The organism is Arcticibacterium sp. SM2516, assembly GCF_057914865.1.
In genome coordinates this window covers 3,366,417-3,393,243 of the sequence record NZ_CP195290.1, presented here as the reverse complement: position 1 = coordinate 3,393,243, position 26,827 = coordinate 3,366,417, and the positions used below count along the sequence as shown (strand labels likewise).

The 26,827-nt window shown below is 39.7% G+C and carries 15 protein-coding genes, 2 tRNA genes and 3 rRNA genes; 13 read left to right on the top strand and 7 right to left on the bottom strand.

From position 1 onward, the window contains the following. The first annotated feature begins 42 nt into the window (after positions 1 to 42). From ACSBFT_RS14100 to ACSBFT_RS14090, 3 genes are read left to right on the top strand one after another with little or no spacing between them, the layout of a single operon-like run. Positions 43 to 1,623, top strand: coding sequence for a sulfatase family protein (locus ACSBFT_RS14100; RefSeq protein ID WP_489601108.1), 1,581 nt, complete (start codon positions 43 to 45; stop codon positions 1,621 to 1,623). A gap of 27 nt (positions 1,624 to 1,650) precedes the next feature. Next, the gene (locus tag ACSBFT_RS14095; protein ID WP_489601107.1) at positions 1,651 to 3,135 is read left to right on the top strand and encodes a sulfatase family protein; all 1,485 of its coding nucleotides are present in this window, start codon (positions 1,651 to 1,653) and stop codon (positions 3,133 to 3,135) included. 16 nt (positions 3,136 to 3,151) lie between these two features. Then, on the top strand, positions 3,152 to 4,705 hold the full coding sequence (locus tag ACSBFT_RS14090; RefSeq protein WP_489601106.1) for a sulfatase family protein: 1,554 nt from the start codon (positions 3,152 to 3,154) through the stop codon (positions 4,703 to 4,705). Between the two features lie 32 nt (positions 4,706 to 4,737). On the opposite strand, the gene tgt is transcribed toward ACSBFT_RS14090, so the two are convergent. Continuing rightward, entirely contained in the window at positions 4,738 to 5,868 is a 1,131-nt protein-coding gene (tgt, locus tag ACSBFT_RS14085; protein ID WP_489601105.1) for a tRNA guanosine(34) transglycosylase Tgt, read from the bottom strand. A gap of 233 nt (positions 5,869 to 6,101) precedes the next feature. Between tgt and ACSBFT_RS14080 the strand changes: the two genes are divergently transcribed. The 3 genes from ACSBFT_RS14080 (at position 6,102) to ACSBFT_RS14070 (ending at position 8,733) form a co-directional block, all read left to right on the top strand. After that, on the top strand, positions 6,102 to 7,316 hold the full coding sequence (locus ACSBFT_RS14080) for a glycosyltransferase (RefSeq protein WP_489601104.1): 1,215 nt from the start codon (positions 6,102 to 6,104) through the stop codon (positions 7,314 to 7,316). 44 nt (positions 7,317 to 7,360) lie between these two features. Next, entirely contained in the window at positions 7,361 to 7,984 is a 624-nt protein-coding gene (rsmG, locus tag ACSBFT_RS14075; RefSeq protein WP_489601103.1) for a 16S rRNA (guanine(527)-N(7))-methyltransferase RsmG, read from the top strand. Between the two features lie 179 nt (positions 7,985 to 8,163). Beyond that, positions 8,164 to 8,733 carry a hypothetical protein gene (locus ACSBFT_RS14070; protein WP_489601102.1) on the top strand — a complete coding sequence of 190 codons (570 nt, stop codon included), beginning with the start codon at positions 8,164 to 8,166 and terminating at the stop codon, positions 8,731 to 8,733. On the opposite strand, the gene ACSBFT_RS14065 is transcribed toward ACSBFT_RS14070, so the two are convergent. From ACSBFT_RS14065 to ACSBFT_RS14055, 3 genes are all read right to left on the bottom strand, one after another. Continuing rightward, a complete protein-coding gene (locus tag ACSBFT_RS14065; protein ID WP_489601101.1) occupies positions 8,730 to 11,729 on the bottom strand; it encodes a DNA polymerase III subunit alpha in 3,000 nt (999 codons plus the stop codon). The two genes, ACSBFT_RS14070 and ACSBFT_RS14065, sit on opposite strands and share 4 nt — an antisense overlap. 162 nt (positions 11,730 to 11,891) lie before the next feature. Then, on the bottom strand, positions 11,892 to 12,332 hold the full coding sequence (locus ACSBFT_RS14060; protein WP_463046600.1) for a peptidylprolyl isomerase: 441 nt from the start codon (positions 12,330 to 12,332) through the stop codon (positions 11,892 to 11,894). A 44-nt stretch (positions 12,333 to 12,376) separates the two neighbouring features. After that, complete coding sequence (locus ACSBFT_RS14055) at positions 12,377 to 14,020, bottom strand: OmpA family protein (RefSeq protein WP_463046599.1); 1,644 nt, start codon at positions 14,018 to 14,020, stop codon at positions 12,377 to 12,379. A gap of 620 nt (positions 14,021 to 14,640) precedes the next feature. Between ACSBFT_RS14055 and ACSBFT_RS14050 the strand changes: the two genes are divergently transcribed. The 5 genes from ACSBFT_RS14050 (at position 14,641) to rrf (ending at position 19,841) form a co-directional block, all read left to right on the top strand. Further along, positions 14,641 to 16,158 (top strand): 16S ribosomal RNA (locus ACSBFT_RS14050). A gap of 213 nt (positions 16,159 to 16,371) precedes the next feature. Beyond that, a tRNA-Ile gene (locus tag ACSBFT_RS14045) sits at positions 16,372 to 16,445 on the top strand. 38 nt (positions 16,446 to 16,483) lie between these two features. Further along, positions 16,484 to 16,557 (top strand) — tRNA-Ala (locus ACSBFT_RS14040). 162 nt (positions 16,558 to 16,719) lie between these two features. Then, positions 16,720 to 19,545, top strand: a 23S ribosomal RNA gene (locus tag ACSBFT_RS14035). 184 nt (positions 19,546 to 19,729) lie between these two features. After that, a 5S ribosomal RNA gene (gene rrf, locus ACSBFT_RS14030) occupies positions 19,730 to 19,841 on the top strand. Together the 16S, 23S and 5S rRNA genes with 2 tRNA genes alongside form the textbook arrangement of a ribosomal RNA operon. A gap of 1,042 nt (positions 19,842 to 20,883) precedes the next feature. On the opposite strand, the gene ccsA is transcribed toward rrf, so the two are convergent. Further along, positions 20,884 to 23,409 carry a cytochrome c biogenesis protein CcsA gene (gene ccsA, locus ACSBFT_RS14025; RefSeq protein ID WP_489601100.1) on the bottom strand — a complete coding sequence of 842 codons (2,526 nt, stop codon included), beginning with the start codon at positions 23,407 to 23,409 and terminating at the stop codon, positions 20,884 to 20,886. A gap of 143 nt (positions 23,410 to 23,552) precedes the next feature. Between ccsA and ACSBFT_RS14020 the strand changes: the two genes are divergently transcribed. Beyond that, positions 23,553 to 24,905 (top strand): thioredoxin family protein, encoded by a 1,353-nt coding sequence (locus tag ACSBFT_RS14020; protein WP_489601099.1) that lies wholly within the window; start codon positions 23,553 to 23,555, stop codon positions 24,903 to 24,905. Further along, entirely contained in the window at positions 24,902 to 25,318 is a 417-nt protein-coding gene (locus tag ACSBFT_RS14015) for a thioredoxin family protein (RefSeq protein ID WP_489601098.1), read from the top strand. The genes ACSBFT_RS14020 and ACSBFT_RS14015 overlap by 4 nt, the downstream gene beginning before the upstream one ends. On the opposite strand, the gene ACSBFT_RS14010 is transcribed toward ACSBFT_RS14015, so the two are convergent. Both ACSBFT_RS14010 and ACSBFT_RS14005 read right to left on the bottom strand, forming a co-directional pair. Next, entirely contained in the window at positions 25,310 to 25,684 is a 375-nt protein-coding gene (locus ACSBFT_RS14010; protein ID WP_463047698.1) for a co-chaperone GroES, read from the bottom strand. The two genes, ACSBFT_RS14015 and ACSBFT_RS14010, sit on opposite strands and share 9 nt — an antisense overlap. A 2-nt stretch (positions 25,685 to 25,686) precedes the next feature. Beyond that, on the bottom strand, positions 25,687 to 26,793 hold the full coding sequence (locus ACSBFT_RS14005; protein WP_489601097.1) for a D-TA family PLP-dependent enzyme: 1,107 nt from the start codon (positions 26,791 to 26,793) through the stop codon (positions 25,687 to 25,689). Between the last annotated feature and the right edge of the window lie 34 nt (positions 26,794 to 26,827).

The following is a 26,827-nucleotide window of genomic DNA, read 5'->3' as shown; positions in this document are numbered from 1 at the left end:
CTTTTTTTAGATACGACCCTTTAGGTACAAACCTTATTAGAAATGAAAATAAAAAACCTTTTAGTGTTAAGCTTTTTGATATTTAATCAAGCTTATGGTCAACAGTTAAAAAAACAACCAAACATTCTTTTTGCTATAGCAGATGATGCTTCTTGGAATCATTTTAGTGCTTATGGATGTAAATGGGTGAATACACCAGCTTTTGACAAAGTGGCTAAACAAGGCGTTTTATTTAAAAATGCCTATACCCCCAATGCAAAATGTGCACCTTCCAGAGCGGTAATTCTTACGGGAAGAAATAGCTGGTTATTGGAAGAAGCGGCAAATCACTCTCCTTACTTTCCTTCAAAATTTAAAACCTATGCAGAAGCATTGGGTGAGCATGGTTATTTTACGGGAAGTGTTGCTAAAGGATGGGCTCCAGGAGATCCAGGAAGTATAAAACAAAAACCAAGAGAGCTCACTGGACCTAAGTTTGATAAATTTACCACTGTGCCACCCACTTCCGGTATCTCAAAAAACGATTACGCCAGAAACTTTGAAGCTTTTTTAGCTGAAAAACCTAAAGATAAACCCTTCTGTTTTTGGTTTGGAAGTGAGGAACCTCATCGCGGTTATGAATTTCTATCCGGCATGAAAAAAGGCAACAAATCTTTAAGTGAAATAAATGAAGTACCAGCTTTTTGGCCAGATGTAGATAGTATAAGAGCAGATATGCTAGACTATGCTTTGGAGATAGAATACTTTGATGCCCATCTTCAAAGAATGTTAAAAATCTTAGAAGAGAGAGGAGAACTGGAAAACACTATTGTGGTAGTTACCGCAGATAATGGAATGCCCTTCCCAAGAATAAAAGGTCAGGTTTATGAATATTCCAATCATTTACCGCTAGCCATAAGTTGGCCCGATGGTATAAAAAAGCCAGGAAGAGTCGTGGAGGATATAGTTAGTTTTGCAGATTTTGCTCCTACTTTTTTAGAGCTGGCAGGGCTTAGCCAAGGATCTTCTCAAATGCAAGATTTTAGCGGTATGAGTCTAAGCGATATTCTTTTTGCAGATAAGGAAGGTCAGGTAAACCCAGAGCGAAACTTTCAGTTGATGGGTAAAGAAAGGCATGACATAGGAAGACCAGACGACCAAGGTTATCCTGTTCGGGGTATTCTAAAGGCCAATTTTTTATATCTACATAATTTTGCCACAGACCGGTGGCCCGCTGGTAATCCAGAAACGGGTTATTTGAATTGTGACGGGAGTCCGACCAAAACGTATTTGTTAGATACCAGAAGGCATAAAGGAAACTGGCAATATTGGCAATGGAATTTTGGTAAAAGACCAGATGAAGAGCTATATAATATAAAGGAAGACCCGTACTGTATGAATAATTTAGCCAATGAAGCTCAATGGGCAAATCTAAAGTTAAGTATGAAAGCAGAAATGAAGGATAAATTAGTCGCCGAAGGCGACCCAAGGACTTTGGGCAATGGACAGCTCTTCGATAATTACCCTTACGCTGGCCTAGTAAATAATTATTATAATAGATATATGGGTGGAGAGAAGGTTCCAGCCGGCTGGGTCAATAAAACAGATTATGATGCTGATTTAGTGGATTTTAATAAGCAGTAAGAACAGAAATAAACAACTATTGAATAAATGAAAGCAAATTTTAAAGTGATACTGTTGGTTGCCTTTTTAGGTAGTCAGGCAGTTATGGCTCAAAAGGAGAAACCTAATATAATCTGGCTTATGGCAGAAGATATGAGTCTGGATTTGGCCTGCTATGGCATGCCGTCAGTGAAAACGCCGAACTTGGATAAGATGGCTGCACAGGGTGTTCGATTTGATAACTGTTTTGTAACCAATCCTATCTGTTCGCCAAGTCGATCTTCTATGATGGTGGGTACCCATCAGCTTAAAATAAATGCACATAATCATAGGAGTAATAGAGATGTACCGCTGGATGAAGAATTTAAACCGTTTACCTATTGGCTGAGAAAAGCTGGTTATACTACTGTTTTGGGTAATCATAGTGTACAGGGCAAAGGACGTAAAACGGATGTCAATTTTAAGCATGAGGCTATTGGAGAGTGGGATGGCAAAACCAAGTTTGGTTTGTTTGATAAATATGACAACTTTGAAAATAATGGCCAACCCTTTTTTGCTCAAATACAATTAAATGTAACCCATAGAGGGGATTGGTGGAATAGCATTCGAGAGCAATCCACCCATCCTGTAGATCCTGACAAAGTGGTCATGCCGCCTTATTTGGCCAATGACCCTGTGGTGAGATTAGACTGGGCTAAATACTTAGATCAGATAGAGTATATGGATGCCGAGGTCGGGATGATTTTCAAAGAATTGGAAGACAAAGGTCTATCTAAAAACACCATTGTGATTTTTATAGGGGATAATGGCCGATGTAATATTAAAGGCAAAGGATACTTATATGATTCTGGTCTTCGTATTCCTTTAATTGTTTTTGACCCAAGAAGCTCCAAAGCTGGAGAAGTGAAAAAGGATGTAGTTTCTTCTACAGATATTACGGCCACCATTTTAGATTATGCAGGTGTTAAAATACCTGACTATGTCACGGGTAAGCCAATATTTAGTGCGGACTTTAACAGACCATATGTTTATGCCGCTAGAGATTTATGGGACGAAATTCAGGAGCAATCAAGAGCAGTAACTTCTGGGAAATGGAAATATATAAGAAATGATAAGCCTGAAATTCCCTTAGATGCTCATCAGGCATATTTAGAGTTTTATCGTCCAGCATTGCACGTGATGCGTAGGCTGAAAGAAGAAGGAAAGCTAAATGAGGTAGAAAGTCAGTTTTTTTCAAGTACAAAAGCCAATGAAGAGCTCTATGATTTAGAAAATGACCCATATGAATTATTAAATTTGGCTTCAAATGATAAATATAAAAAACAACTTAAAACACTGAGGAAAGAGACGCTGCATTTCGACAAAGAAATGAAAGCTAAATCAGATGTTTTTATTCCCGTTACTGCCACAGCTGTAGAGTTGTTGGAGTGGGTGAAAAAGGAAAAGCCAGAACTTTACCAAGAAATGTTAAATGGAGTAGAAATTGGCTATCACACAATGTCAAAAGAAATGGAATCCAAATTGAAAGAATAAATAGAACAATTATAAAATGAATCAATCCTCAAAGTTAGTTTTTGCACTCATGGCTCTGGTAGCTCTGATGGGCAGTTGTAAATCTGCTGCCACAGAAGAAGCTTTAAATAGGAAAAAGCCAAATATCATCGTTGTTTATTTAGATGATTTGGGTTACGGAGATGTAGGTGCTTATGGAGCCGAAGCCATAAAAACCCCCAATATGGATTTCTTAGCTAATGGTGGTATCAGGTTTACGAATGGATATGCCACTTCTGCCACATGCACGCCTAGTAGATATGGACTTTTAACGGGAGAGTATCCTTGGAGAAACAAGAATGCCAAGATTTTACCGGGTTCAGCTCCATTGCTGATAGACACGGCACAAGTTACCATTCCTAAAATGTTAAAAACAGAAGGTTATAAGACCGCAATAGTAGGGAAATGGCATTTAGGATTAGGTTCTGGAGATACGGATTGGAACCAACGTATTGACATTGGACCTACAGAGGTGGGCTTTGACTACTCTTATATTTTGGCGGCTACGCAAGACCGAGTACCTACGGTTTATATCAAGGACGGTTTAGTCGAAAACCTTGACCCTAATGACCCCATTGAAGTAAGCTATGAGAAAAACTTTGAAGGCGAGCCTACTGGAATTGAAAATCCAGAAATGTTAAAAATGAAATGGCATCACGGTCATAATAACAGTATTGTGAACGGTATCCCTAGAATTGGTTTCATGAAAGGTGGAGAAGCTGCGAAATGGGTAGATGAAGATATGGCAGATAATTTCCTGAAAAAGGCTCAAGATTATATCAAGGAAAATAAAGAACATCCGTTTTTCCTTTATTACGGCTTACAGCAACCTCATGTGCCTCGTACGCCAAATCCTCGTTTTGTAGGAACCACAGATTTAGGGCCAAGAGGAGATGCCATTGCTGAAGCAGATTGGTGTATTGGACAGTTGATTGAGACTTTAAAAGCAGAGGGTTTATTAGAAAATACTCTTATTGTTTTATCGAGCGATAATGGTCCTGTGTTAAATGATGGTTATGAAGATGAAGCGGATACCAGAAATGGAAATCATAAGCCAGCTGGAAATTTAAGAGGAGGGAAATATAGTCTTTATGATGCAGGCACTCGTGTTCCTTTTATTACTTATTGGAAAGGGCAGATTCAGCCTCAAGTATCCGACTTGCTGGTTTGCCAGTTAGATTTCCTGAACTCATTTGCATCAATTGTAGGGAGTGATATTAAAACAAAGGATGGTGAAGATATGTCTCAGGTGTTACTGGGGAAAGCAGAAAAAGGTAGAGATAATATTATTTTAGAAGCCAGTTCTCGTACTTCTTTTAGAGCAGGAGACTGGGTACTGATACCGGCATACGACGGTCCTGCAATAAATAAGCAAGTCAACATTGAATTGGGAAATCTGAAGGAGGATGGTCTTTTTAATCTGAAAGAAGATCCAAGTCAATTGAATAATCTGGCTCAGGCTCAGCCAGAGAAATTAGAAGAAATGAAAACTACTTTTATGGCATTAAGAGGAGATGATTTTGAAAAAACGGAAAAGCTAGAACTGAAATAAATTATCTAAAAATAGGTCGTCGTTTTTAGGTCTTATAACCTTTGCATAAACTGCTTAATGGCTTTTGGTTTCCATGTAGCAAAATCACCTGCAATAATATGCTCTCTGGCTTTACCCACCAGCCACATATAAAAGGCCAGGTTATGAATACTACCTATTTGTGCCGCTAGCATTTCTTGGCATTTATTAAGATGCTTTAGATATGCTTTGGTATAAAAACTGGAAGCGTAGCAATCCAAATTTGGGTCTATTGGAGAGAAATCATCTTCCCACTTCTTGTTTTTGATGTTGATAATGCCTTCTGTGGTGAATAGCATACCGTTTCTGGCATTCCTTGTTGGCATAACGCAGTCAAACATATCTGTTCCTAGGGCTATTCCTTCTAGAATATTCTCAGGGGTACCCACCCCCATTAAATAACGAGGTTTTTCTAGGGGTAAAATGTCATTGACGACCTCTAGCATGGCATACATGTCTTCAGCGGGTTCGCCCACGGATAAACCACCAATAGCATTTCCTTCTCGGTTTTGCTCCGCAATAAATTCGGCAGATTGTCTTCTTAAGTCTGGGTAAACACTGCCCTGTACTATTGGGAAAAGTGTTTGAGAATGTCCATATATAGGTTCTGTTTCGTCAAACCTTTTTAGACATCTTTTTAGCCAACGGTGCGTCATATGCATAGAGTTTTGGGCATAATCGTAATCGCAAGGGTAGGGTGTGCACTCATCAAAAGCCATAATGATATCGGCACCAATAACCCGCTGGATATCCATCACATATTCTGGAGAGAACATATGTTTAGAGCCATCTATATGGGAGCTAAATTTGGCACCTTCTTCCGTTATTTTTCTCATATCTTTCAATGAAAAAACTTGGTAACCGCCACTGTCGGTCAATATAGGCTTATCCCAACCATTAAATCCATGAAGGCCACCTGCCTTTTGAATAATGTCTAAACCCGGTCTTAGATACAAATGATAAGTATTACCCAGGATTATTTGAGCTTTAATATCGTCTTTTAATTCTCGTTGGTGCACGCCTTTTACAGTACCAGCGGTACCTACCGGCATAAAAATAGGTGTGAGAATATCACCGTGGTCTGTCGTTATTTTTCCCGCCCTGGCTTTGCTACCAGGGTCGGTTTTTTGAAGCTCAAATTTCATTTGGCAAAATTAGGCTTAATTACTAGAAGGTGGAAAATATTTTACGTCAGGATTTAAATAGCTGCAACTCTAATTAAGCTCCATGCTTTTAGCATTATAACTTCAGAATAGTTGTTATCTTTGAAGCATATTTAACACTACAATTCTGAACATAATATGGAATCAGCCTTATGCTAACGTAAAAGGAGTTAGATTTATTTATGATTAGGGACACAAATACCACTATATATTAAGTGATCTGGGATTACCTTTTTTCGGCCGTTTTTGGAGCAGCTATTATTATACAGCTGTTTTACCTCCTTTTTGTTTTCACTTCGCTCTTAAGAGCGAATGTGGCTGAAGATAGATCGGAAGAGAAAACTAAACTTCTTGGTGTTTCTATTATCGTAGCAGCTTGGAACGAGTTAGATAATTTGAAAGAGTTATTACCTATTCTTGATACGCAAGATTATCCAAACTTTGAGATTGTAGTGGTAGACGATAGGTCTTCAGATGGCACTTATGATTATTTAAGAGTTAATGAAGGTGCTTTTAAGCATGTTTGTTATGTTAATGTAAAGGCTTTGCCCGAACATTTTACGGCAAAAAAATATGCGGTAACCATGGGTATTCAAAAGGCCACTAAAGAGGTTATTTTGTTGACGGATGCAGATTGCCGCCCTGTGAGTGACCAGTGGATAAGGCAAATGACTTCTAAGCTTTCAGAAGATAAAGATGTGGTTTTAGGTTTTTCTCCTTACGATAAATATCCAGGATTGCTGAATGCCTTTATAAGGTATGAAACCTTTCAAACGGCTCTTCAGTATATGTCTTTTGCCAAAGCCGGTATGCCATTTATGGGTGTAGGAAGAAATTTGATGTATAGACGTGAGAGCTTTTGGAAAAACAAGGGCTTCACGACACATATGGGACTTTTAAGCGGTGATGATGATCTTTTCGTAAATGAAATTGCCAAAGGAAATAATACTGCGATATCATTAGTCACTAATTCTTATGTGACTTCGGAGCCTAAAATGAGCTTTGAGGCATGGGTGACTCAGAAAAAGAGGCACCTTTCTGTAGGAAAGAAATATAAAAAGAGAGATAAATTCAGCATAGGACTCCTATGGATGAGCTTTTTGGCTTGTTGGTTTTTTGTATTGCCAACTTTTATTTCTGAGCCATTTTGGTTTGTTTTACCAGATTGGATGAGGGTGTCTGAGCAATGGTTAGATGAAATAGGATGGCAGCAATACCTCCCTTACACCAACTGGATGCGGGTGATAACTGGTGTCTTTATTGTTTGGTTACTGATACGTTGGCTTATACTTTCGCTTACCAATAAAAAGCTTGGAAGAACCGTTTCTTGGGGTAAGATTCTAGCCTTAGATTTTTTATACTTTATTTATTTAGTCGTTTTTGGAGTATACACATTGCTGTCTAACCCTAAAAAAATAAAATGGAGGTAGGTCTTAAAAACCACTATTGTTTTTCCATTATCTAATATACTGTCATGGATATTATTCTTAAGTACTTTCCCAATATTACCGAAAAGCAGAAATCTGAGTTTGCTCAGCTGCAGGAACTTTATACGTTGTGGAATGCTCAAATTAATGTAGTTTCTAGAAAGGATATTGATGCTCTTTATGAGAAACATGTTTTACATTCTTTAGGAATTGCGAAAGTTCATGAATTTGCTCCAGGCTCAAAAGTGCTAGACGTGGGTACTGGTGGTGGTTTTCCTGGAATTCCATTGGCAATAATGTTTCCAGAAGTGCATTTCCATTTGGTTGATTCTATAGGTAAAAAAATCAAAGTGGTCACAGAAGTGTCGGATGCTTTGGGTTTAACTAACCTTACTGCCCAGCATGAAAGAGCAGAGAATGTGAAGGGTACTTATGACTTTGTGGTGAGTAGGGCAGTTACCAGAATGAAACCTTTCATAGAATGGATTCATCAGAAATTTGAAACACGTTCTATCAATAGCATTGACAATGGTATTCTCTATTTGAAAGGTGGAGATTTAGAAGAAGAATTAAACGAAGCCAAAAGACCTTATCAAGAACATAACCTTTCTGAGCTTTTTGAAGAAGTATTCTTCGAAACCAAAAAGGTGATTTATGTGCCTATGAGATAGTAAGGCTTGAATATTTTAGCATTTAAATATTTAGTTTGATCTTGCGTCAGTCGCTTTTTGTAACAATCCCCTTTTATGTCTGCAGTAGCAAACGTCCTTCACGACTCCAAAGAAATCTTAGTTTCTGCTAGCTTTTCTTATATGGAAATGAAGCCACTGTGGAGCTAGGTGAGAAAATAGTGGATGAAATTAATAGCATGTGGAATAGCCACACTATTTATCTGCCAGTTCATACGCTGCCGTATCACGTTCGTTTTCAAACTTCGTTTGTGGTTGTTTCACTAAATGACATTTCTATTTTGGCTGCAAATAACGGAGACTATAGAAATAATTTTGTTAGGATAGAAAACGGTAACCATATCACCCGCTCTATGATGGGTTCTGTGATTGGTGATAACTCTGGGCATTGGATTACCACAGACCATTTAGGTGTTAGTACCACAGCTTCACATGAGTTTGGTCACGCTTTAGGACTCCCACACCCTAAGAAATTGAATTATATTGGTGAGGGTATTCCACCTTTGATGGCACCTAGAGGCACTTTTGTAGATTCAGCGTATCAGTGGATTCCCACAGTAAAGGCTGGTGAATACGGAGGTACCATGAACCCTAAGCATAGGAAATTGAGTGAGCAGGAAGTGAGGATGGTTTTAGTTCCATTTGATTTAAACAGTGGACATAGTTTCAATATCGGTAAACTGACCAATTCCGTTTACGACCAAATGGCCAATAGATTGTACCTATCCTAAGCTACTTTTCTTTTGCTAGCCTCTTCATCCGTAATGTATCTCGGGTCAAGTATATAAGGTAGACGATTCATTGAAGTGATTTCTAAGGTTAGAAAATCAAATTCATTCACCACTTTTCCTGTGAGTTCGTAGATACCTTTGCCACGAAAAGGATACTTTTTCGCCACCGGCGGAAAGTGAACAGTATCTATCCATTGCCCGCTTTTGTCTAAAAAAGTACCAAAAAACATTCTGTCACCTTTAGAGGTAGCGGTGTTTTTAGTGGTGACCAAATACCCATAGAGTGTGATGGTCTTATTGACAAACTTGGGCATGTCTTTAACTAATAAGCCATTCTCGGGTTGTGTAAGCAATAGGTCAAACGGGTCGCAGAGCGGAAAGCCTAGTAATTCTATCTGGTCAAAAACATTCTCCAACTCCGATGAGGTAAGTGTAGGCAAAGAAAACTGTTTGACTTGTGTTTTAAAAAGCTCTTTTTGAACACTCTTTTTTGGTTCTTTATTGCACCTATAATAGGCTTTCCATAATAATGTTCGCTTGTTAATTCCAGTAAAATCAAAAGACCCCATCCTTAGCAAGGTGTCAATCTGGTCTATACCTAATGGTATGCGGTCCATAAAATCTTCTAAGCTCTGGAACTTGCCAGATGTATTTCTTTCTGAAACTATGTTTTCTGCTATTTGACCCTCGATCCCAGACAGGTGCTGGAAACCTAAATAAATGTTTTTACCATGGATGGTGGTTTCGTATACACTAATATTTATATGTGGAGCATGCACGGTGGCTCCCTGCATTCTGGCTTCATGGATATAAGCCTCCGCCCTGTAAAATCCTCCACCATTATTTAATACCGCCACCATATATTCCAGTGGGAAATAAGTTTTGAGGTAAAGGCTTTGGTAGCTTTCTATAGCATAGGAAGCCGAGTGCCCTTTGGCAAAAGCGTAGCCAGCAAAACTCTCCGTTTGAGCCCAAACTTCTTGGATAATTTTGTCGGAATAGCCTTTTTCTTTGCAATTAAATATGAATTTACGTTTCACTTTGTCAAATTCTTCTCTGGACCTAAACTTTCCACTCATACCTCTGCGGAGCACGTCAGCTTCACCCAAATCTAATCCTGCAAAGTGGTGAGCTACCTTTATAACATCTTCTTGGTATACCATCACGCCATAAGTGTCTTCCATCAGTTGCCACATAATAGGATGAGCCAATTTCCTGCGTTCTGGGTCTTTATGTCTGAGAATATATTCTCGCATCATGCCACTTTTTGCCACGCCAGGTCTAATGATAGAGCTGGCCGCCACTAGCCCTAGATAGGTGTTGGTGCCTAATTTTTTGAGAAGCATTCGCATGGCAGGAGATTCTACATAAAAACAACCAATACATTCTGCCTGACTTACTTTGTGATTAATATTGGGGTCCTTCAGAAAAGGTTTGACATTATGGATGTCTATATCTCCCGCTTCAGGTCTATTCTGCTTTATAATACTTAGTGTGTCTTTGATTTTACCCAAACCCCGTTGCCCTAAAATATCATATTTAAAAAGCCCCACGTCTTCAGATATCACCATATCAAACTGCGTGGTGGGGAAGCCCTTAGGGGGCAAATTTGTTGCGGAAAAATAGGTAATGGGTTTTTCGGAAATCAATATACCGCCAGAGTGTACACTTAAATGGTTGGGCATACCTAGTATAGATCTAGCGTATTTGAGAACCAGCTGCTGTAGCCTGTCTAACTCGTCAAAGACAAACTTGCCATCACTTAAAATATCAATTTCACTTTTAGGTAAACCAAAAACTTTACCGAGTTCCCTTACAGCACCGCTATGCTGAAAGGTACTATAAGTGGCTAAAAGTGCTACTTGTCCCTTTTTACCAAAGCGTTCGAAGATATATCGGGTCACGTCTTCTCTATCTCGCCAAGAAAAATCTAGATCAAAATCCGGTGGATTAGCCCTATAAAGATTCATGAAGCGTTCAAAATACAAATCCAGTTCTATAGGATCCACGTCTGTAATACCTAATAAGTAGGCCACTATACTATTGGCTCCGCTACCTCTACCAATATGAAAATAGCCTTTTCTGCGGCAGTATTGCACAATATCCCAGTTGACCAAAAAAAACGGAACGTAGTGCAGTTCATTAATCATCTTGAGCTCTTTAGCAATTCTGGCTTTTATGTCATCCGTGATGACTTCATACCGATATTTTAAACCTTCATGAGTCAGTTTTTCCAGTATTTGAAAATCTTCCTCAAAACTATTGGTGTAGAGAAGCAGGTTTTGATGTAGCCGTTTTGGGCTAAAGTCAAAATAAATTTGGCATTGCTCTAGGAGTTTGTCTGTGTTTTGAATGATAGCGGGGTATTCTTTAAAACCTTGGGTTAATGCTTCCTGGGGTATGAATTTCTCGTCAATATCTGCTTGCTCACTAAGGGAGAGTTTGCTCAGTAGCTCATTATTGTCAATGGCCCTCAGAAGACGATGTACATTATAGTCTATCTTGTTTCTAAAAGTGATGGGCTGTAAAACCACCATTCGGTCTTGGAGGCTGTGCCATTTTGACCTGTGGAGGTAAGTTAAATCTTTAAGATTTATGCCTATATATTCATTTGCTTCAAATCGGGTTTTGTTTAAAGCTTGAACCTGTATATAAGGATATATTACTTTTACATTTATGAAAGCAGGTGCTTCTGCTGGAATAGTCGTTTTTTGATGCGAATGCAGAGAAAGGTATTCGTTGAGTTCTTGAAATCCGTCATTGTTGGTAGCCAACCCGATGAATAATTGTTTAGCACCATCTCTAAAATCAATTCCCAGTATGGGTCTAATGTTATATTGAGGTGCTAACCGCACAAAGTTTAAGCAAGCGGAGGTATTATTGATATCTGTCAATGGTAATACCGTTTGCCCATTGTCTTGAGCTAATCGCAACAGCTCCTTCTCGGAGAAAGTGCCGTATCGGAGACTATAGTATGTATGGTTGTTGAGGTACATTACTTTATTGAGGACTAATCAAAGGTAATGTATTAGAATGCTTGGCTAATATATGGAGCTGTTTATGCTAAATATGTTAGCTGCCTTGTGGGCTCTTTATAAAAAGAAACACCCTAAATCGGCAATACCAATTTAGGGTGTTAAAACGAGAAGTAATAAAATTTACGCTTCGTCTAAAATGACAATTTTCTCAATCTTGTCACCTTGTTTGATGTCATCTATGGTATCCACACCTTCAATCACCTTACCGAAACAAGTATGGTTTCTATCTAAGTGAGCAGTGTTAGTTCTGCTGTGGCAGATAAAAAATTGGGATCCGCCGGTGTTTCTTCCTGCATGTGCCATAGATAATACCCCTCTGTCGTGATATTGAAGCTCGCCATCTAGTTCGCATGGGATTTTATATCCTGGGCCACCATTGCCAACTCCATTAGGACAGCCACCCTGTACCATGAAATTTGGAATAACTCTATGGAAAGTTAAACCGTCATAAAAGCCCTCTGAGGCTAGTTTCTTAAAGTTCTCTACTGCTTTAGGGGCGTCGTTATCATAAAATTCAATAACCATCGTGCCTTTTTCAGTTATCATCTGTGCTTTGCTCATCCTTCTCTTATTAGTTTTAAATGAAGCCGCAAAGGTAGAAAGATTTAGTTTTTAGTTATAATAAATTCTACACGACGGTTTTTAGCTTGCCCCTCTGTGGTTGCATTAGATGCAATTGGCTTTGCCATACCCATACCCACACTGGCAACTTTCTCGATCGGTACGTTTTTAGTAAGTAGATAATCACGTACAGAATTAGCTCTAGCCTGCGAAAGTTTAAGGTTAACTTCAGGTGAACCCACATTATCTGTATGCCCTTGTACTTCAATAGTCATATTTTTGTTGGTTAATAAGACTCCTGCCAACCTATCTAGCTCAGGAAAGGATTCCTTTTCTAGATTTGCCGAGGCAAATTCAAAGAAGATATTGCTCATAGCTACAGTAACACCAGCTAGTATAGGAGCTAATTCCAAGTTTTCACCTTTCAGTTCTTTAAATTCGCCTATTTGAGTAAGGTCAATGTTTTTACCAATTGCAATGAAGTCATTCGCTTCTGCACGCACGGTGTACATTTTACCATAGGGAAGCACTATTTTATATTCACCAGTTGTGGGGTTAGTGTTTGCTACGCCAATTTCCTCTCCTTCAGGAAATGTCTCATATATAACTCTGGCTTCAATTGGTCGCTGCGTTTTAGTATCAATAACCTTTCCGCTTAACATCACCACTGGGTTAGGAGAGGTAAGGGCATCTAGTTTTTCTTTTTCTATTTCTTCCTTTGTTTTTTTTGCGGGAGTGTTTGACTGATTTTGTTGGTTGTTGGAAGATTGAAGAGCCGCCACTACATCATCGTCAGAAGAGTTATCTCTTAATTTGAATCTTACAATATCGCCTTTTCCTATGCTTTCGTTTTTAGTGGCCATGTAAGCATATTCTCCAGTGGCCGTTATAGAATAGTAGTAATCGTCTTCTTCCGAATTGATCTTTGCTCCTAGATTGATGGGCTCAGACCATTTTTTCCAAGTTCTGTCTGTTCTTTTACTTACCCAAATGTCAAATCCCCCTTGTCCGCCTTTCCGATCAGAGGCAAAATATAAGGTATAGTCATCCGACGCCATAAATGGAGTGGTTTCGCTATTTCCTGTATTGATGTCGGCACCTAAACTTTCAGGCTTAGTCCATTTTCCATCCTTTCCAAGACTACTTATATATAGGTCATCATTTTTACTATTCTTTTTTTCTGCAAAGCCTAGTATTAAAACTTTACCATTATTGGTCAAGAAAGCAGAAAGGAATTGTCCTTTACACATCAAGTCTAGTTTTGGGATGTCGAGCTGCTCTGGTTGCGTCCATCCTGTCTTTGTTTTTTTACATTGAGATATCCCTACTTCGTTTTGTTTTCGTCCATTCCTATATACACCTCTTATTAAGATAGTATTTCCGTCAGGTGTGATACTAAAGAGATCATTGTATTTATCCTTATTAATGGTATTAGGCATTTTTCTGGCAATGGACCACCTACCATCAGATCTGTGTTCAGAATACCAGACATCATTACTGCCGTTTTTTCCATGGTTATTTGATGGGTGGCTTACCCTTACAAAATATAAAGACTCACCGTCTGGTGAAATCACCGGATGTATTTCATTGTACTCCGTATTAATAGAAGAACCGAGCTTTTGAAGTTCTTGGGAGAAAACAAAGGTTGAATTAAGAAGAAGCGAGAATAATATAAAGATGTATTTCATTCAATAAATATGATTATCATCAAAACGATGACCTTACCGATAAAGTATTTTAAAAGTAGTTCTACTACTTGTATGTACAAATGAACAATTTTTTTGCCAATCATGAGATTTGAAGAATTGTTTTAATAATAATACAGAAGGTACTTTTTCTATAATATCATGCTTGAATTGCTTCTCAATATACTTCTACTGTAGGACTATTTCAAGGATAAGTTTTAATGTTATCATTGATGTATTATAAGTACTTCTGATTAAGAGTTAGTTAGGTAATTGACAAGAATAAACTTCAAATAAATGTTTGGTGAACTCAAAAGTATTGCCGTATCTTTGCAATCCCAAAACGGAGAATCGTTACGGGTTTAGTTCTAAGCGAAGATGGTGATTGAGGGAGGGAAAAAGAAAAGTAAAAAAAATATCAAATTTATTTTGGTGTTTAAAATTTAATCCTTCATCTTTGCACCCCGTTACGAAAGGAACGGAAAAAAATAAAGAAAAGGAAGGGCGTTAAGAAGCTCATCTAGCTTACAAAAACGGAGACGTTAAGTAGGATAAAGTTCATTAACTTATTGATATATATATAGACGGACCTTGAGTCAAGGAACTTTTTAAAATAGTAATTTACTATGGAGAGTTTGATCCTGGCTCAGGATGAACGCTAGCGGCAGGCTTAATACATGCAAGTCGAGGGGTAGGGAAGTACTTGTATTTCCTGAGACCGGCGAACGGGTGCGTAACGCGTATGCAACCTACCTTTATCAGGGGAATAGCCCAGAGAAATTTGGATTAATACCGCATAATAATTGAGATGGCATCATTTTAATTTGAAAGATTTATTGGATAGAGATGGGCATGCGTAAGATTAGCTAGTAGGCGAGGTAACGGCTCACCTAGGCTACGATCTTTAGGGGCTCTGAGAGGAGTAACCCCCACACTGGTACTGAGATACGGACCAGACTCCTACGGGAGGCAGCAGTAGGGAATATTGGTCAATGGACGAGAGTCTGAACCAGCCATGCCGCGTGCAGGAAGACTGCCCTCTGGGTTGTAAACTGCTTTTATATGGGAAGAAAAGGGCCTTGCGAGGCACATTGACGGTACCATAGGAATAAGCCACGGCTAACTACGTGCCAGCAGCCGCGGTAATACGTAGGTGGCGAGCGTTATCCGGATTTATTGGGTTTAAAGGGTGCGTAGGCGGCTTTTTAAGTTGGTGGTTAAAGGTAGCAGCTCAACTGTTTTACATGCCATCAAAACTGAAGAGCTTGAGTTATCAGGAGGCAGGCGGAATTTCTGGTGTAGCGGTGAAATGCATAGATACCAGAAGGAACACCTATTGCGAAGGCAGCTTGCTGTAGATACACTGACGCTGATGCACGAAAGCGTGGGGAGCGAACAGGATTAGATACCCTGGTAGTCCACGCCGTAAACGATGATTACTAGTTGTTGGAGATATACATTCAGTGACCAAGGGAAACCGATAAGTAATCCACCTGGGGAGTACGCCGGCAACGGTGAAACTCAAAGGAATTGACGGGGGTCCGCACAAGCGGTGGAGCATGTGGTTTAATTCGATGATACGCGAGGAACCTTACCTAGGCTAGAATGTGAGCGAATGTTCTAGAGATAGATCAGTCAGCAATGACGCGAAACAAGGTGCTGCATGGCCGTCGTCAGTTCGTGCCGTGAGGTGTTGGGTTAAGTCCCGCAACGAACGCAACCCCTATTAACTGTTGCCAGCATTTCGGATGGGGACTCAGTTAAGACTGCCTACGCAAGTAGAGAGGAAGGAGGGGACGACGTCAGGTCATCATGGCCCTTACGCCTAGGGCGACACACGTGCTACAATGGTTGGTACAGAGTGCAGCGAGCTAGCAATAGTCAGCCAATCACAAAAAGCCAATCACAGTTCGGATTGGGGTCTGCAACTCGACCCTATGAAGCTGGAATCGCTAGTAATCGCATATCAGCCATGATGCGGTGAATACGTTCCCGGACCTTGTACACACCGCCCGTCAAGCCATGGAAGTTGGGTATACCTGAAGCGGAAGGTTAAAGACTTCGTTAGGGTAGAATCAGTAACTAGGGCTAAGTCGTAACAAGGTAGCCGTACCGGAAGGTGTGGCTGGAACACCTCCTTTTTAGAGATATTCTGTTTTAATTTATTAGAACGGAAGAAATAAACAAGAGAAAGTTCAACGACAAAGTATTGTTAGCAATAACAATGCGACTACTTGTAGAAATACGAGTAACTATCGCGAGATAGAAAGAGGTTTCGTCTATATATATATTCAATAGGTTGACATTAAAGAGAGAATTGAGTGAGCGACCTTTAGGTAGCGACTCAAAGCAACGGGCCTGTAGCTCAGGTGGTTAGAGCGTTACACTGATAATGTAAAGGTCCGTGGTTCGAGTCCACGCAGGCCCACTTTAGTAAGCGAGGATATGATTATCTAAGCGAAAAGAGGGGGATTAGCTCAGCTGGCTAGAGCACCTGCTTTGCAAGCAGGGGGTCATCGGTTCGACTCCGATATTCTCCACGAGGCATAATTGCCTATAAAAAATTAAGGTATAGCGTTAAGTAGCTATACTTCAGATTTAACGAAGTATTACAATCACTTCCAATAAGGGTTGTAATCGATAAGTAGTTAGATAAGAGTTCATTGACATGATGAGAAAGACTGAGAAGAAAGAATTATTTAAGAGAACTATGTAAGAGCGTATGGAGGATGTCTAGGGTCTCAGAGGCGAAGAAGGACGTGATAAGCTGCGATAAGCTACGGGGAACAGCACATTTGTATTGATCCGTAGATTTCCGAATGGGGCAACCCTCTCTAATGAAGTTAGAGAATTCTATCTAATAGAAAGCGAACGTGGGGAACTGAAACATCTAAGTACCCATAGGAGAAGAAAACAAGAGTGATTCCGCAAGTAGTGGCGAGCGAACGCGGAGAAGCCCAAACCGAGATTGTTACGGCAATGTCGGGGTTATAGGACTGCATTTAGGAAGATTTTTCAATTTGAATCACTTGGGAAAGTGAGCCGTAGAGCGTGAGAGCCGCGTAAAAGTAAATGAAATCGGACGAGCAGTATCCTGAGTAGGTGGGGGCCGGTGAAACCCCCTCTGAATTCAGCTGCACCATCAGCTAAGGCTAAATACTCCTGAGACACCGATAGTGAACTAGTACTGTGAAGGAAAGATGAAAAGCACGGGGAATACCCGGGTGAAATAGAACCTGAAACCGTACGCTTACAAGCGGTCGGAGCTCTTTTATAGAGTGACGGCGTGCCTTTTGCATAATGATCCTACGAGTTACGGTATGTGGCAAGGTTAAGGTATGAAGTACCGAAGCCGAAGCGAAAGCGAGTATTAACAGTGCGTTTAGTCGCATGCTGTAGACGCGAAACCTAGTGATCTACCCATGGTCAGGTTGAAGTTCCGGTAACACGGAATGGAGGACCGAACCAGTATACGTTGAAAAGTGTTTGGATGAACTGTGGGTAGGGGTGAAAGGCTAATCAAACTAGGAAATAGCTCGTACTCCCCGAAATGTTTTTAGGAACAGCGTCGGTGTTGAGTCTTGTCGAGGTAGAGCTACCAATTGGATGCGGGGGAGTCACATCCTACCAAATTCAGATGAACTCCGAATGCGACAAGATATAACCGGCAGTGAGGGCTTGGGTGCTAAGGTCCAAGTCCAAGAGGGAAAGAACCCAGATCTACAGCTAAGGTCTCTAAATCTATACTAAGTTGAACTAAGGAAGTCTGACTGCAGAGACAGCCAGGATGTTTGCTTGGAAGCAGCAATCATTTAAAGAGTGCGTAACAGCTCACTGGTCGAGCGGGGCGGGCATCGATAATAAACGGGCATAAAGTATAGTACCGAAGCTTAGAATTTGTAATTTATTACAAGTGGTAGGGGAGCATTCTGTATGCAGTGAATGTGTCTGGTAATGGATGCTGGAGCGTACAGAAAAGCAAATGTAGGAATAAGTAGCGATAATGCATGTGAGAAACATGCACACCGAAAGACTAAGGTTTCCTCCGCTATGCTAATCAACGGAGGGTTAGTCGGATCCTAAGGATAATGCGAGAGCAGAAGCCGATGGGAATCAGTTTAATATTACTGAACCTGTTATAAATGCGACACGGGGACGGATTTTGAAGCTTTGTACGTACTGACGGAATAGTGCGTTGAGGGGAGGTTTAGGCCAAACCGAACAGGGGGACAAGGTTCCAAGAAAAGCCGTTAAGCTCTAGTTTATAACAGACCGTACCGCAAACCGACACAGGTAGTCGAGGCGAGAAGCCTAAGGTGCTCGAGTGATTCACGGCTAAGGAATTAGGCAAATTAACCCTGTAACTTCGGGATAAGGGGAGCCTCCATAATAAAATGGAGGCCGCAGAGAAATGGCCCAGGCGACTGTTTAGCAAAAACACATGGCTATGCGAAGATTAATGTCGACGTATATGGCCTGACACCTGCCCGGTGCTGGAAGGTTAAAAGGGGGGCTTAGCAGCAATGCGAAGGTCTGAATTGAAGCCCCAGTAAACGGCGGCCGTAACTATAACGGTCCTAAGGTAGCGAAATTCCTTGTCGGGTAAGTTCCGACCTGCACGAATGGTGTAACGATCTGGGCACTGTCTCAGCCGTGAGCTCGGCGAAATTGTAGTGACGGTGAAGATGCCGTCTACCCGCCACGGGACGGAAAGACCCCGTGAACCTTTACTATAGCTTAGCATTGGGACTGGGTAAATAATGTGTAGGATAGGTGGGAGGCTGTGATCCGGCGTCGCTAGGCGTCGGTTAGCCGTTGTTGAAATACCACCCTTTATTTATCTGTTTCCTAACTCCCAGCGGGAGGACATTGCTTGGTGGGTAGTTTGACTGGGGTGGTCGCCTCCAAAAGAGTAACGGAGGCTTTCAAAGGTTCCCTCAGTACGGTTGGTAACCGTGCGTTGAGTGCAATAGCAAAAGGGAGCTTGACAGAGAGACCAACAAGTCGATCTGGGTCGAAAGACGGATATAGTGATCCGGTGGTTCTGTATGGAAGGGCCATCGCTCAAAGGATAAAAGGTACTCCGGGGATAACAGGCTGATCTCCCCCAAGAGCTCATATCGACGGGGAGGTTTGGCACCTCGATGTCGGCTCGTCACATCCTGGGGCTGGAGAAGGTCCCAAGGGTTGGGCTGTTCGCCCATTAAAGTGGCACGCGAGCTGGGTTCAGAACGTCGTGAGACAGTTCGGTCCCTATCTGTGGTGGGCGTAGGAAGTTTGAGAGGCTCTGATTTTAGTACGAGAGGACCGAATTGGACATACCGCTGGTGTATCTGTTGTCTTGCCAAGGGCACGGCAGAGTAGCTACGTATGGACGGGATAAACACTGAAAGCATCTAAGTGTGAAACCCACCTCAAGATGAGACTTCCATAGAGGAACGTTGGAGATTACGACGTAGATAGGCTATAGGTGTAAGTGCAGCAATGTATGTAGCCGAGTAGTACTAATGAACCGATAAGCTCTCTTTTTTATAATAATTTATTCTACTCAGTCTTTCATCATCACAATGGAATTTAGTTTTTGAGGCTTAAGGTATCAAAGATGAAATTCATTAATGTCAAATTGTTGATTTAGATATAAACTAAATTCATCAAAAGAAATTAAGGCTAATTGCCCAAAGCAGATTGCTGAAGGCTAGTCTTTGAAGATTTGATGGTGTTTATAGGACGGGTGTCCACCTCTTCCCATTTCGAACAGAGAAGTTAAGCCCCGAACCGCCGATGGTACTTGGATCAAACCTGGGAGAGTAGGTAGACGCCGCATTTTTATTAAAAAGTCGTTAGAGAAATCTAGCGACTTTTTTGCGTTTAAGAAATGCTCGAGCAGATAGGGGAACTACGGGGTCAAGTACAAAAGTTGGGGGATGAGTTCTTTAAGCATAAATTTGACATAATCTAAAAAGGAAGAATTCAATACTTCTGACTAATCTAAGTCTGCTTCTAAAAGCTTTTATCTTGGCAAGGTTGATCAACTTGAACCCGCTTTATTTATTATAAAATCTCCCGATTTTATCGGGGCCGTAGCTAAACTACTTCAAATCAGTTCGTAAACCCATTTAAACTCAATTACTAGAACCCTTCGACATTAGCTGAGGGTAAACCGCTATGATAATCTTGTTTAAATGTCTGATTTATTCCACTTTAAAACTCATTACGATTCTGCAATGCATAAACTGGGTTGAAGGAATCTGATGATGTCTTTGACCTTCAAGGGTCAAAGGGTTTTGTAATAATGCCCGGGAAAGTGTTGTAATCCAATGAAAGGCTTTTAAGCCAGTTTTTCTTACAGTTTAGTAGCCAATGAAAATCGATTACTCCTTAATTATGGTTGGGTTCTAAAGTTAAATCCCCCGCCACAGAAACGCAGAAACTGTGTTAGTTAGTTTCTCAAATGAAAGAACTCATGTAGAGGTGTATGATTCTTAAATCGGGGAAATTTATTGCTTTTGAGACTTCTGCTAGCAACTAAAAAAGCTATTGCGTAGTTCAGGACCCATTCTTACTTATCACTTTCGTTTATCAACGAATAAGTTATGTTTTAGAATAGGCATTACTTATTGATAATTGAAGAAGTCCACATAATGACAGACTAAATCTTAGAGAATGCTCTATTTGGTCATAACTAAAAACAGGATTTAGCATAACTAAAAAAGGAAAGTACGAGGTAAAGCTGCTGGAATTGCTTGAAGGTAAGAAGCTATCCAATGCGATATTCTGGGGAGTGTTTATGCGTTTAAAGAGCATAAAAAATGTGTTAATGCAATCTCTTTTGAGGAGAAAACATTAACACAATTAGTAAGGATAAATTATTCTTTTCTTAAGGCTATTCTGAATCTTCTGTATGATGAGAATGCAATGCCAATAATAAGGAGAATGATACCAAGCCATAGTAGATTTATCAATGGCTTTTCAATGGCTTTTAACACAATATATTCTCTTTCGCTTCTGGAGATACCGAATGTAAAATTGCCAGTCACCGGGTCAATTTGGTTCAATTGAACTTTAAGACCCAATTCATTGCTTACCACAGGTTTGCTCCAAACTTGATTGTCTTTAATAACGAAAGTGGGTCTTAATAGTTTTTCACCATCCCTTTCTAATATTCTCAGGCTGGCCATGGCGGCGGCATCCCCTTCTTTTAAGACCATGCCATCTACTTCTCTTACACCAATAACATCATCCAAAATGGCAACATAATCATTTAAGAAGAATGTATCTCTTAAAGCCACTTGATAATCCATAGGAATAGTCCATTCACGTTCTTGTTCGTTTTGAACGTAGTTCACATGAGAATAGATGTCTTTATTCCAGAAGCGTTTGATATCTGGCGAGGCGACATTACCCATTTTCTCATTAATTTGATATCTAGGATACAAATTGAATTTATCGCCATTTTTAAGCTCGTAGCTTATTTGATAATAAGTATTCTCCGCCTCATACTTGACCGTGTCCGAACGATATTTAAGTGTGTCTGAGCCATCTACAATGTCTGCTCTTGCAATTCCTTTATAACCTGAACCAATTACGGGTTGTATAAATCTTTTTTCAATATAGCCAGGTACTTCTCTAACGTCAACAAATTGACCTTTATAGGTTAATGAAAAATCCGGTAATTCATAGGGTCTGTTAAGCCATAATAATACATTTTCTCTACTCTCCTTTTCGGAGTCCGAGAAAAGTTCTGTGGCTGTAGTGTTAATGGATACAGTTTTTTCATAGGCAGATGAAAACATAATACCTAGTAACATTAAGGCAACACCAATATGGCTTATGGCTCCGCCGGCTACTTTTATTTTACCACTGAAAAGGTCAATTAAGATAGAAGCATTGACCACAATAGAAAATATGGAACCTGATACTAAAATTACATATTTCCAATCATCTACTTTTGTCAGCAGTATGACTAACATAGATAAGACCATTGATATTAGCAGTGGGGTGCTTAAAGCTTTGAAACTCTCACCTTTAATTTTTTTCCACCAGAAATATTGAGCAATTCCCATTAAAATGACAGCCACAATGAAGAGCCACATTTGGAATGTTGTGTAATGTTCTATCTGATTGGATGGCAAGGCCATATTTAAATCAAATCCTAAAGATTCCGCCAAACTATTATAAACAGGAATGGAAGTGGTAATGATAACCTGAAATGCTGCCAATCCGAGTGTTAAAACACCCATGAAGAGCCAAAATTCTGAAGAGTATAAAGAGGCTTCCTTATCATCTCTAGGCAGTTCTTTCCATCTTAAAGCGGCCAAAATAATGGCTCCGAAGAGGAAGGTTAAAAGGTAGAGTAATAACTGACCTGATAAGCCTAAATCTGTAAAGGAATGCACTGAAGCATTACCTAAGATTCCAGATCTTGTTAAGAACGTGGAATATAGAATTAATATAAACTGGGCAATAATAAGGATATAGGAGTACTTTAAAGCAGAGCTGCTTTTACGTGCAAAAAAGAGTGTGTGAAAAGAGGCGACTAATATTATCCAAGGTACATAAACGGCGTTTTCCACAGGATCCCAGTTCCAATATCCACCAAAATTCAAGGTTTCGTAAGCCCAAACACCTCCCATTATAATCCCCGTTCCTAAAACTACCGATGCTAATAAAGTCCATGGAAGCGTTATCGAAAGCCAACCTGTGTAGTCTTTTTTCCAAAGGGAGGCTAGAGCCAGTGAGAAGGGTACCATGGTGAGTGCAAAACCTAAAAACAGTGTAGGCGGGTGAATAACCATCCAATAATTCTGAAGTAGAGGATTTAATCCATTACCATCTTTAGGAATAAAATCTGGGTCTAGAGCCCATATTGGAGCTGTAGGGTTAACTTCCTGGAGTGTAAGAAATGGGGAGCTTCCTATTTTATATTCTGTAAAGAAAACCACGCCTAAAATCATGGAAGTTAAGAAGGCTTGAATCCCGGAAACTATCATCATGCTCGGAGAACCTAAAGTTAGGTGCTTGGATTTACTTCTGAATTGAAGGATTAGAATGCAACCGATAATGGAATTCCAGAAAATCCAGAGCAGAAAACTGCCTTCCTGGTCTTGCCAAAAGCATGAAATAGCATAGCCCAAAGGCAAACTCCAGGAAGTATTATCCCATGCGTAATGGTATTCGAAATAATGATTAAAAATTATCGTAAAAAGAGCTAGGCAGATACCTACCACAAAAACGGTATGACCTAGGAATATGCCATTGCCATATTTTTTCCAAAACGTCTTTGATTCCGTTTCTTTAGAGGCTTGCCAGTAGGCATAAGTGGCCATTAAAGAACTAATAAATGCCAAAATAGTAAGTATATGGCCAATGTTTCCTAAATAAGGTCGTAGCATGAAGTGATATCTCTTAAATTTACATCAAAGGTACTATGAAATGGACAATATGCTGCGTGGAAATGGATTGAATTCCACCTTTTTGTCTTCTAAATATCTCATGGCAATGGGCTGAATCTGAACTTTAACGGATCTGACTAATTTTGAATTATATATTTCGTTTTGTAAGTATGAGAAAGCAGGCTTTAAATCTTTTTGTTTTTTATTTCTTTGCGTTTTCCGTGAACGCACAGGGACTAAACTTTGGCCATAGTGATTTTGGTATGGCAAGTTTGGAGGCTAAGAATAATAACAAACTTATCTTTTTGGATTTTTATGCGGAATGGTGCGGACCATGCAGGGCCATGGAAAATTCTGTGTTTGTAAAACAAGATGTCGGAAGCGAGTTTAACGAGAGTTTTGTTAATCTCAAAATCAATACAGACTCAATAGAAGGGAAGGATTTGGTTGAAAAGTATGGGATAGAAGAGTATCCAAGCTATTTATTTCTTAATCATCAAGGAGAAATCGTTTCAAAACTTGTTGGATTTCAGTCTTCACATAAATTGTTGATTGAGGCCGTTAAGGCTAAGAGAGCTTTTGAGCACTTTATCCCGATAAGTACTTTAGACCAAACATATGAAAAAGGCTCCTCCGACCCTGATTTCTTGTATAAATACTTAAAGCGGAAAAGCTATGAAGAAGGTTCTCAGCCTACTATCTTAGACAGGTATTTAGAAGTTGTTCCCGAGAGCGAACTTCAAACAGAAAAGGTACTTTCTTTAATTTCAGATAATGTAACATCGGTGTCTTCTAAGGGTTTTTATGTGTTATCGGAGAGTCTTTCTAGATTCATGATGATGACCGAATCCCAGCAGAAAGCTATCATGAAAGGTATTTCTAATTCAAAGAAATTTACTTTTAGAAAAGCTGTTCAAAACAAAGACGATCAACTTTTCGATGTGCTTATTGACGCGGTACATGCCACCTCATACAGTATGGAAGCTGCTTTTGCGGAAGAAAGGCAGTTTAGGTATGATTATGCCAAGCTAACTAAAAACTTTCCACACTTTCAACTAATTGCACAAGAAGAAGCAACACAAATATTGAGTAAAAGTTTGGATGACTTTAATAAGGAGTCGGAGTTTACTATTTCTGAATTTAAAAGGATGGCTAAGGAGAGAGGTATTCCAGAATCCACCGAAAGATTTAAGTCTATGTTGGCCGGTTTAGAAAACGGTGCTGCTAAAGCTGCTTCTTTTCAATTGAATGATTTTGCTAGAGGTTACTATGAAATGGCATCAGACGACATGGATTTTAAAAATGCGATTAAATGGTCTGCTTATGCTATTAAATTAGATCCGACACCGGCTAACTGGGAGACGTACGCCTTTCTTTTGAAAAAATCAGGAAGAAATAAAGATGCTAGAAAAGCGATGAAACAAGCCCTGAAAATAGCTCAAAAAGCGGATTTAGAAACAAGCTCGTTCAAACAAGCATTTCAAAAAATAAAATGAAAGGAGTAATAGTTTTTTGTTTACTGACTTTAATTGGAGTTTTTGCTTCGGAGGGAATAGACTTTAAATTGGGAGAGACCTATGACTTTGAATCTATAAAGAAAGAGGCCGAAAGTCAGCATAAAATTATTTTTGTAGACCTTTTCGCTACTTGGTGTGGACCATGCAAAAAAATGGAGGCAGAGGTATTTAATAAAGAAGCCGTTGGCCTAAAATACAATGCCTCATTTGTGAATTATAAGGTAAACATTCAGAGTCCAGAAGGGGCTAAAATAGCAAGGCTTTATAATATAAATGCATACCCCACTTACCTTTTCTTAAAGCCAAATGGGGAAGTACTATATCGCCTTGAAGGCGTGTTTACGCCAGATGGGATGATAGAAGAGGCAGATTTTGCTTTAAGCTTAAAATAGGTCTTCTGAGCGTTCTAGCATTAAAATAGAGCTTTGTGGTACTATAACATATTTCTCTCCTTCGTATTGGATTTCTATAGCGTGTCTTTGCAAATAAATAGCCACATCGCCTTCTTCTGCCTGTAATGGCATATATTTTACTTTTTCTTCTGTTCCTTTCCATGGCTCGTCTTCCACAGGATTTGGCAATGGATACCCAGGACCTACTTTTACCACATAACCACTACGCACTTCTTCTTTTTCTGTAACCGTGGGTGGTAAGAATAAACCTGAATTGGTTTTTCCAGAGTGATTTTTAGGTTTAATTAATATTTTATCCCCTACTACTTCTAGTCGTTTCAACTTATTATCTGGTGTGATTTCCATTTCTAAACATTAATTTTTCTCCTTCTGGCAGTTATTTGCCAGGTATCAACTTTGCGATTGTCTTTTATAACAGAAAGATCGTCGTGCAAGTTTACTGTAGGGCAAATATGATAAGGAATTCCATAAAAAACGTCTCCTACTTTTATTGACTCCCAGTTTTTAACTTTCAATACACCATGTTCTTCACTTTGCGAAAGCAACTTATAATCGGTCAAATTTAACAATTTCACTCTTTTGTCAATCGTGTTTTCTGCGGCTACAGATTTGTGACCAAGGTCAATGGTGACAATGTCTTCGGTAGGTTTTGAAATAACTCTGGTAACTAGCAAGACCGCCGCATCAAAACTTTGTTCTTCAATGTTTTCTTCATAACCCCAATCCCAAAATACGCAGGTTCCAGGGCTGGCTATTCGGTGAGAGTTTTTCAAATGAGAAGTGAAAGATGGCGTACCACCCGAAATTAATTTAATACCATTAAACTTTGTTTCTAGCCTAGCAAAGAGTTTTTCTACTTCCACAAAACCTGCTTCTACTTTGGTGTTTCTTTCGTCAAAAGATTTTTGATGAAGATGGCCATCATAAACATGGAGTCCTTTGAAACGCATGTTTTTGAAACTAGGGATTTGGGCTATTAGCTCATCTAAAACAGCTCCTAATTTAATACCAGACCTGTCCATACCATTATTGATGTCTATATAGAAATCAATGGTGATATTTTGGGCGAAAGCTAAAGAATTTAATTTATCTAAAGAATCAAAATTATCAATGATGGCGGATATAATGGTTGCTGGATAAGCCATTATAAGTTTTACCAGTCGGTTTATTTTGGGGCCAACCAATTGATGAGCTATCAGCACTTCACAAGCACTATGCTCTGCTGCTATTTCGGCCTCTGAGATGGTTGAGGCTTTAAAATTGACAATTCCCGCATCTATCATCCTTTTAATAACCTCAGGTGTTTTATTGGTTTTGACATGTGGCATAAGGTTTTCGACTTTGCCATTCACCATGGAAATCATTTTTTGGATGTTGGCATCCATACGTGATTCATATAAAACAAGGGATGGAGAATCTACTTCGTCAATGTTTTCAATGTCGTACCAATTCATGTATTCGAGGGTGTTTTGATATTCAAAAGTAATA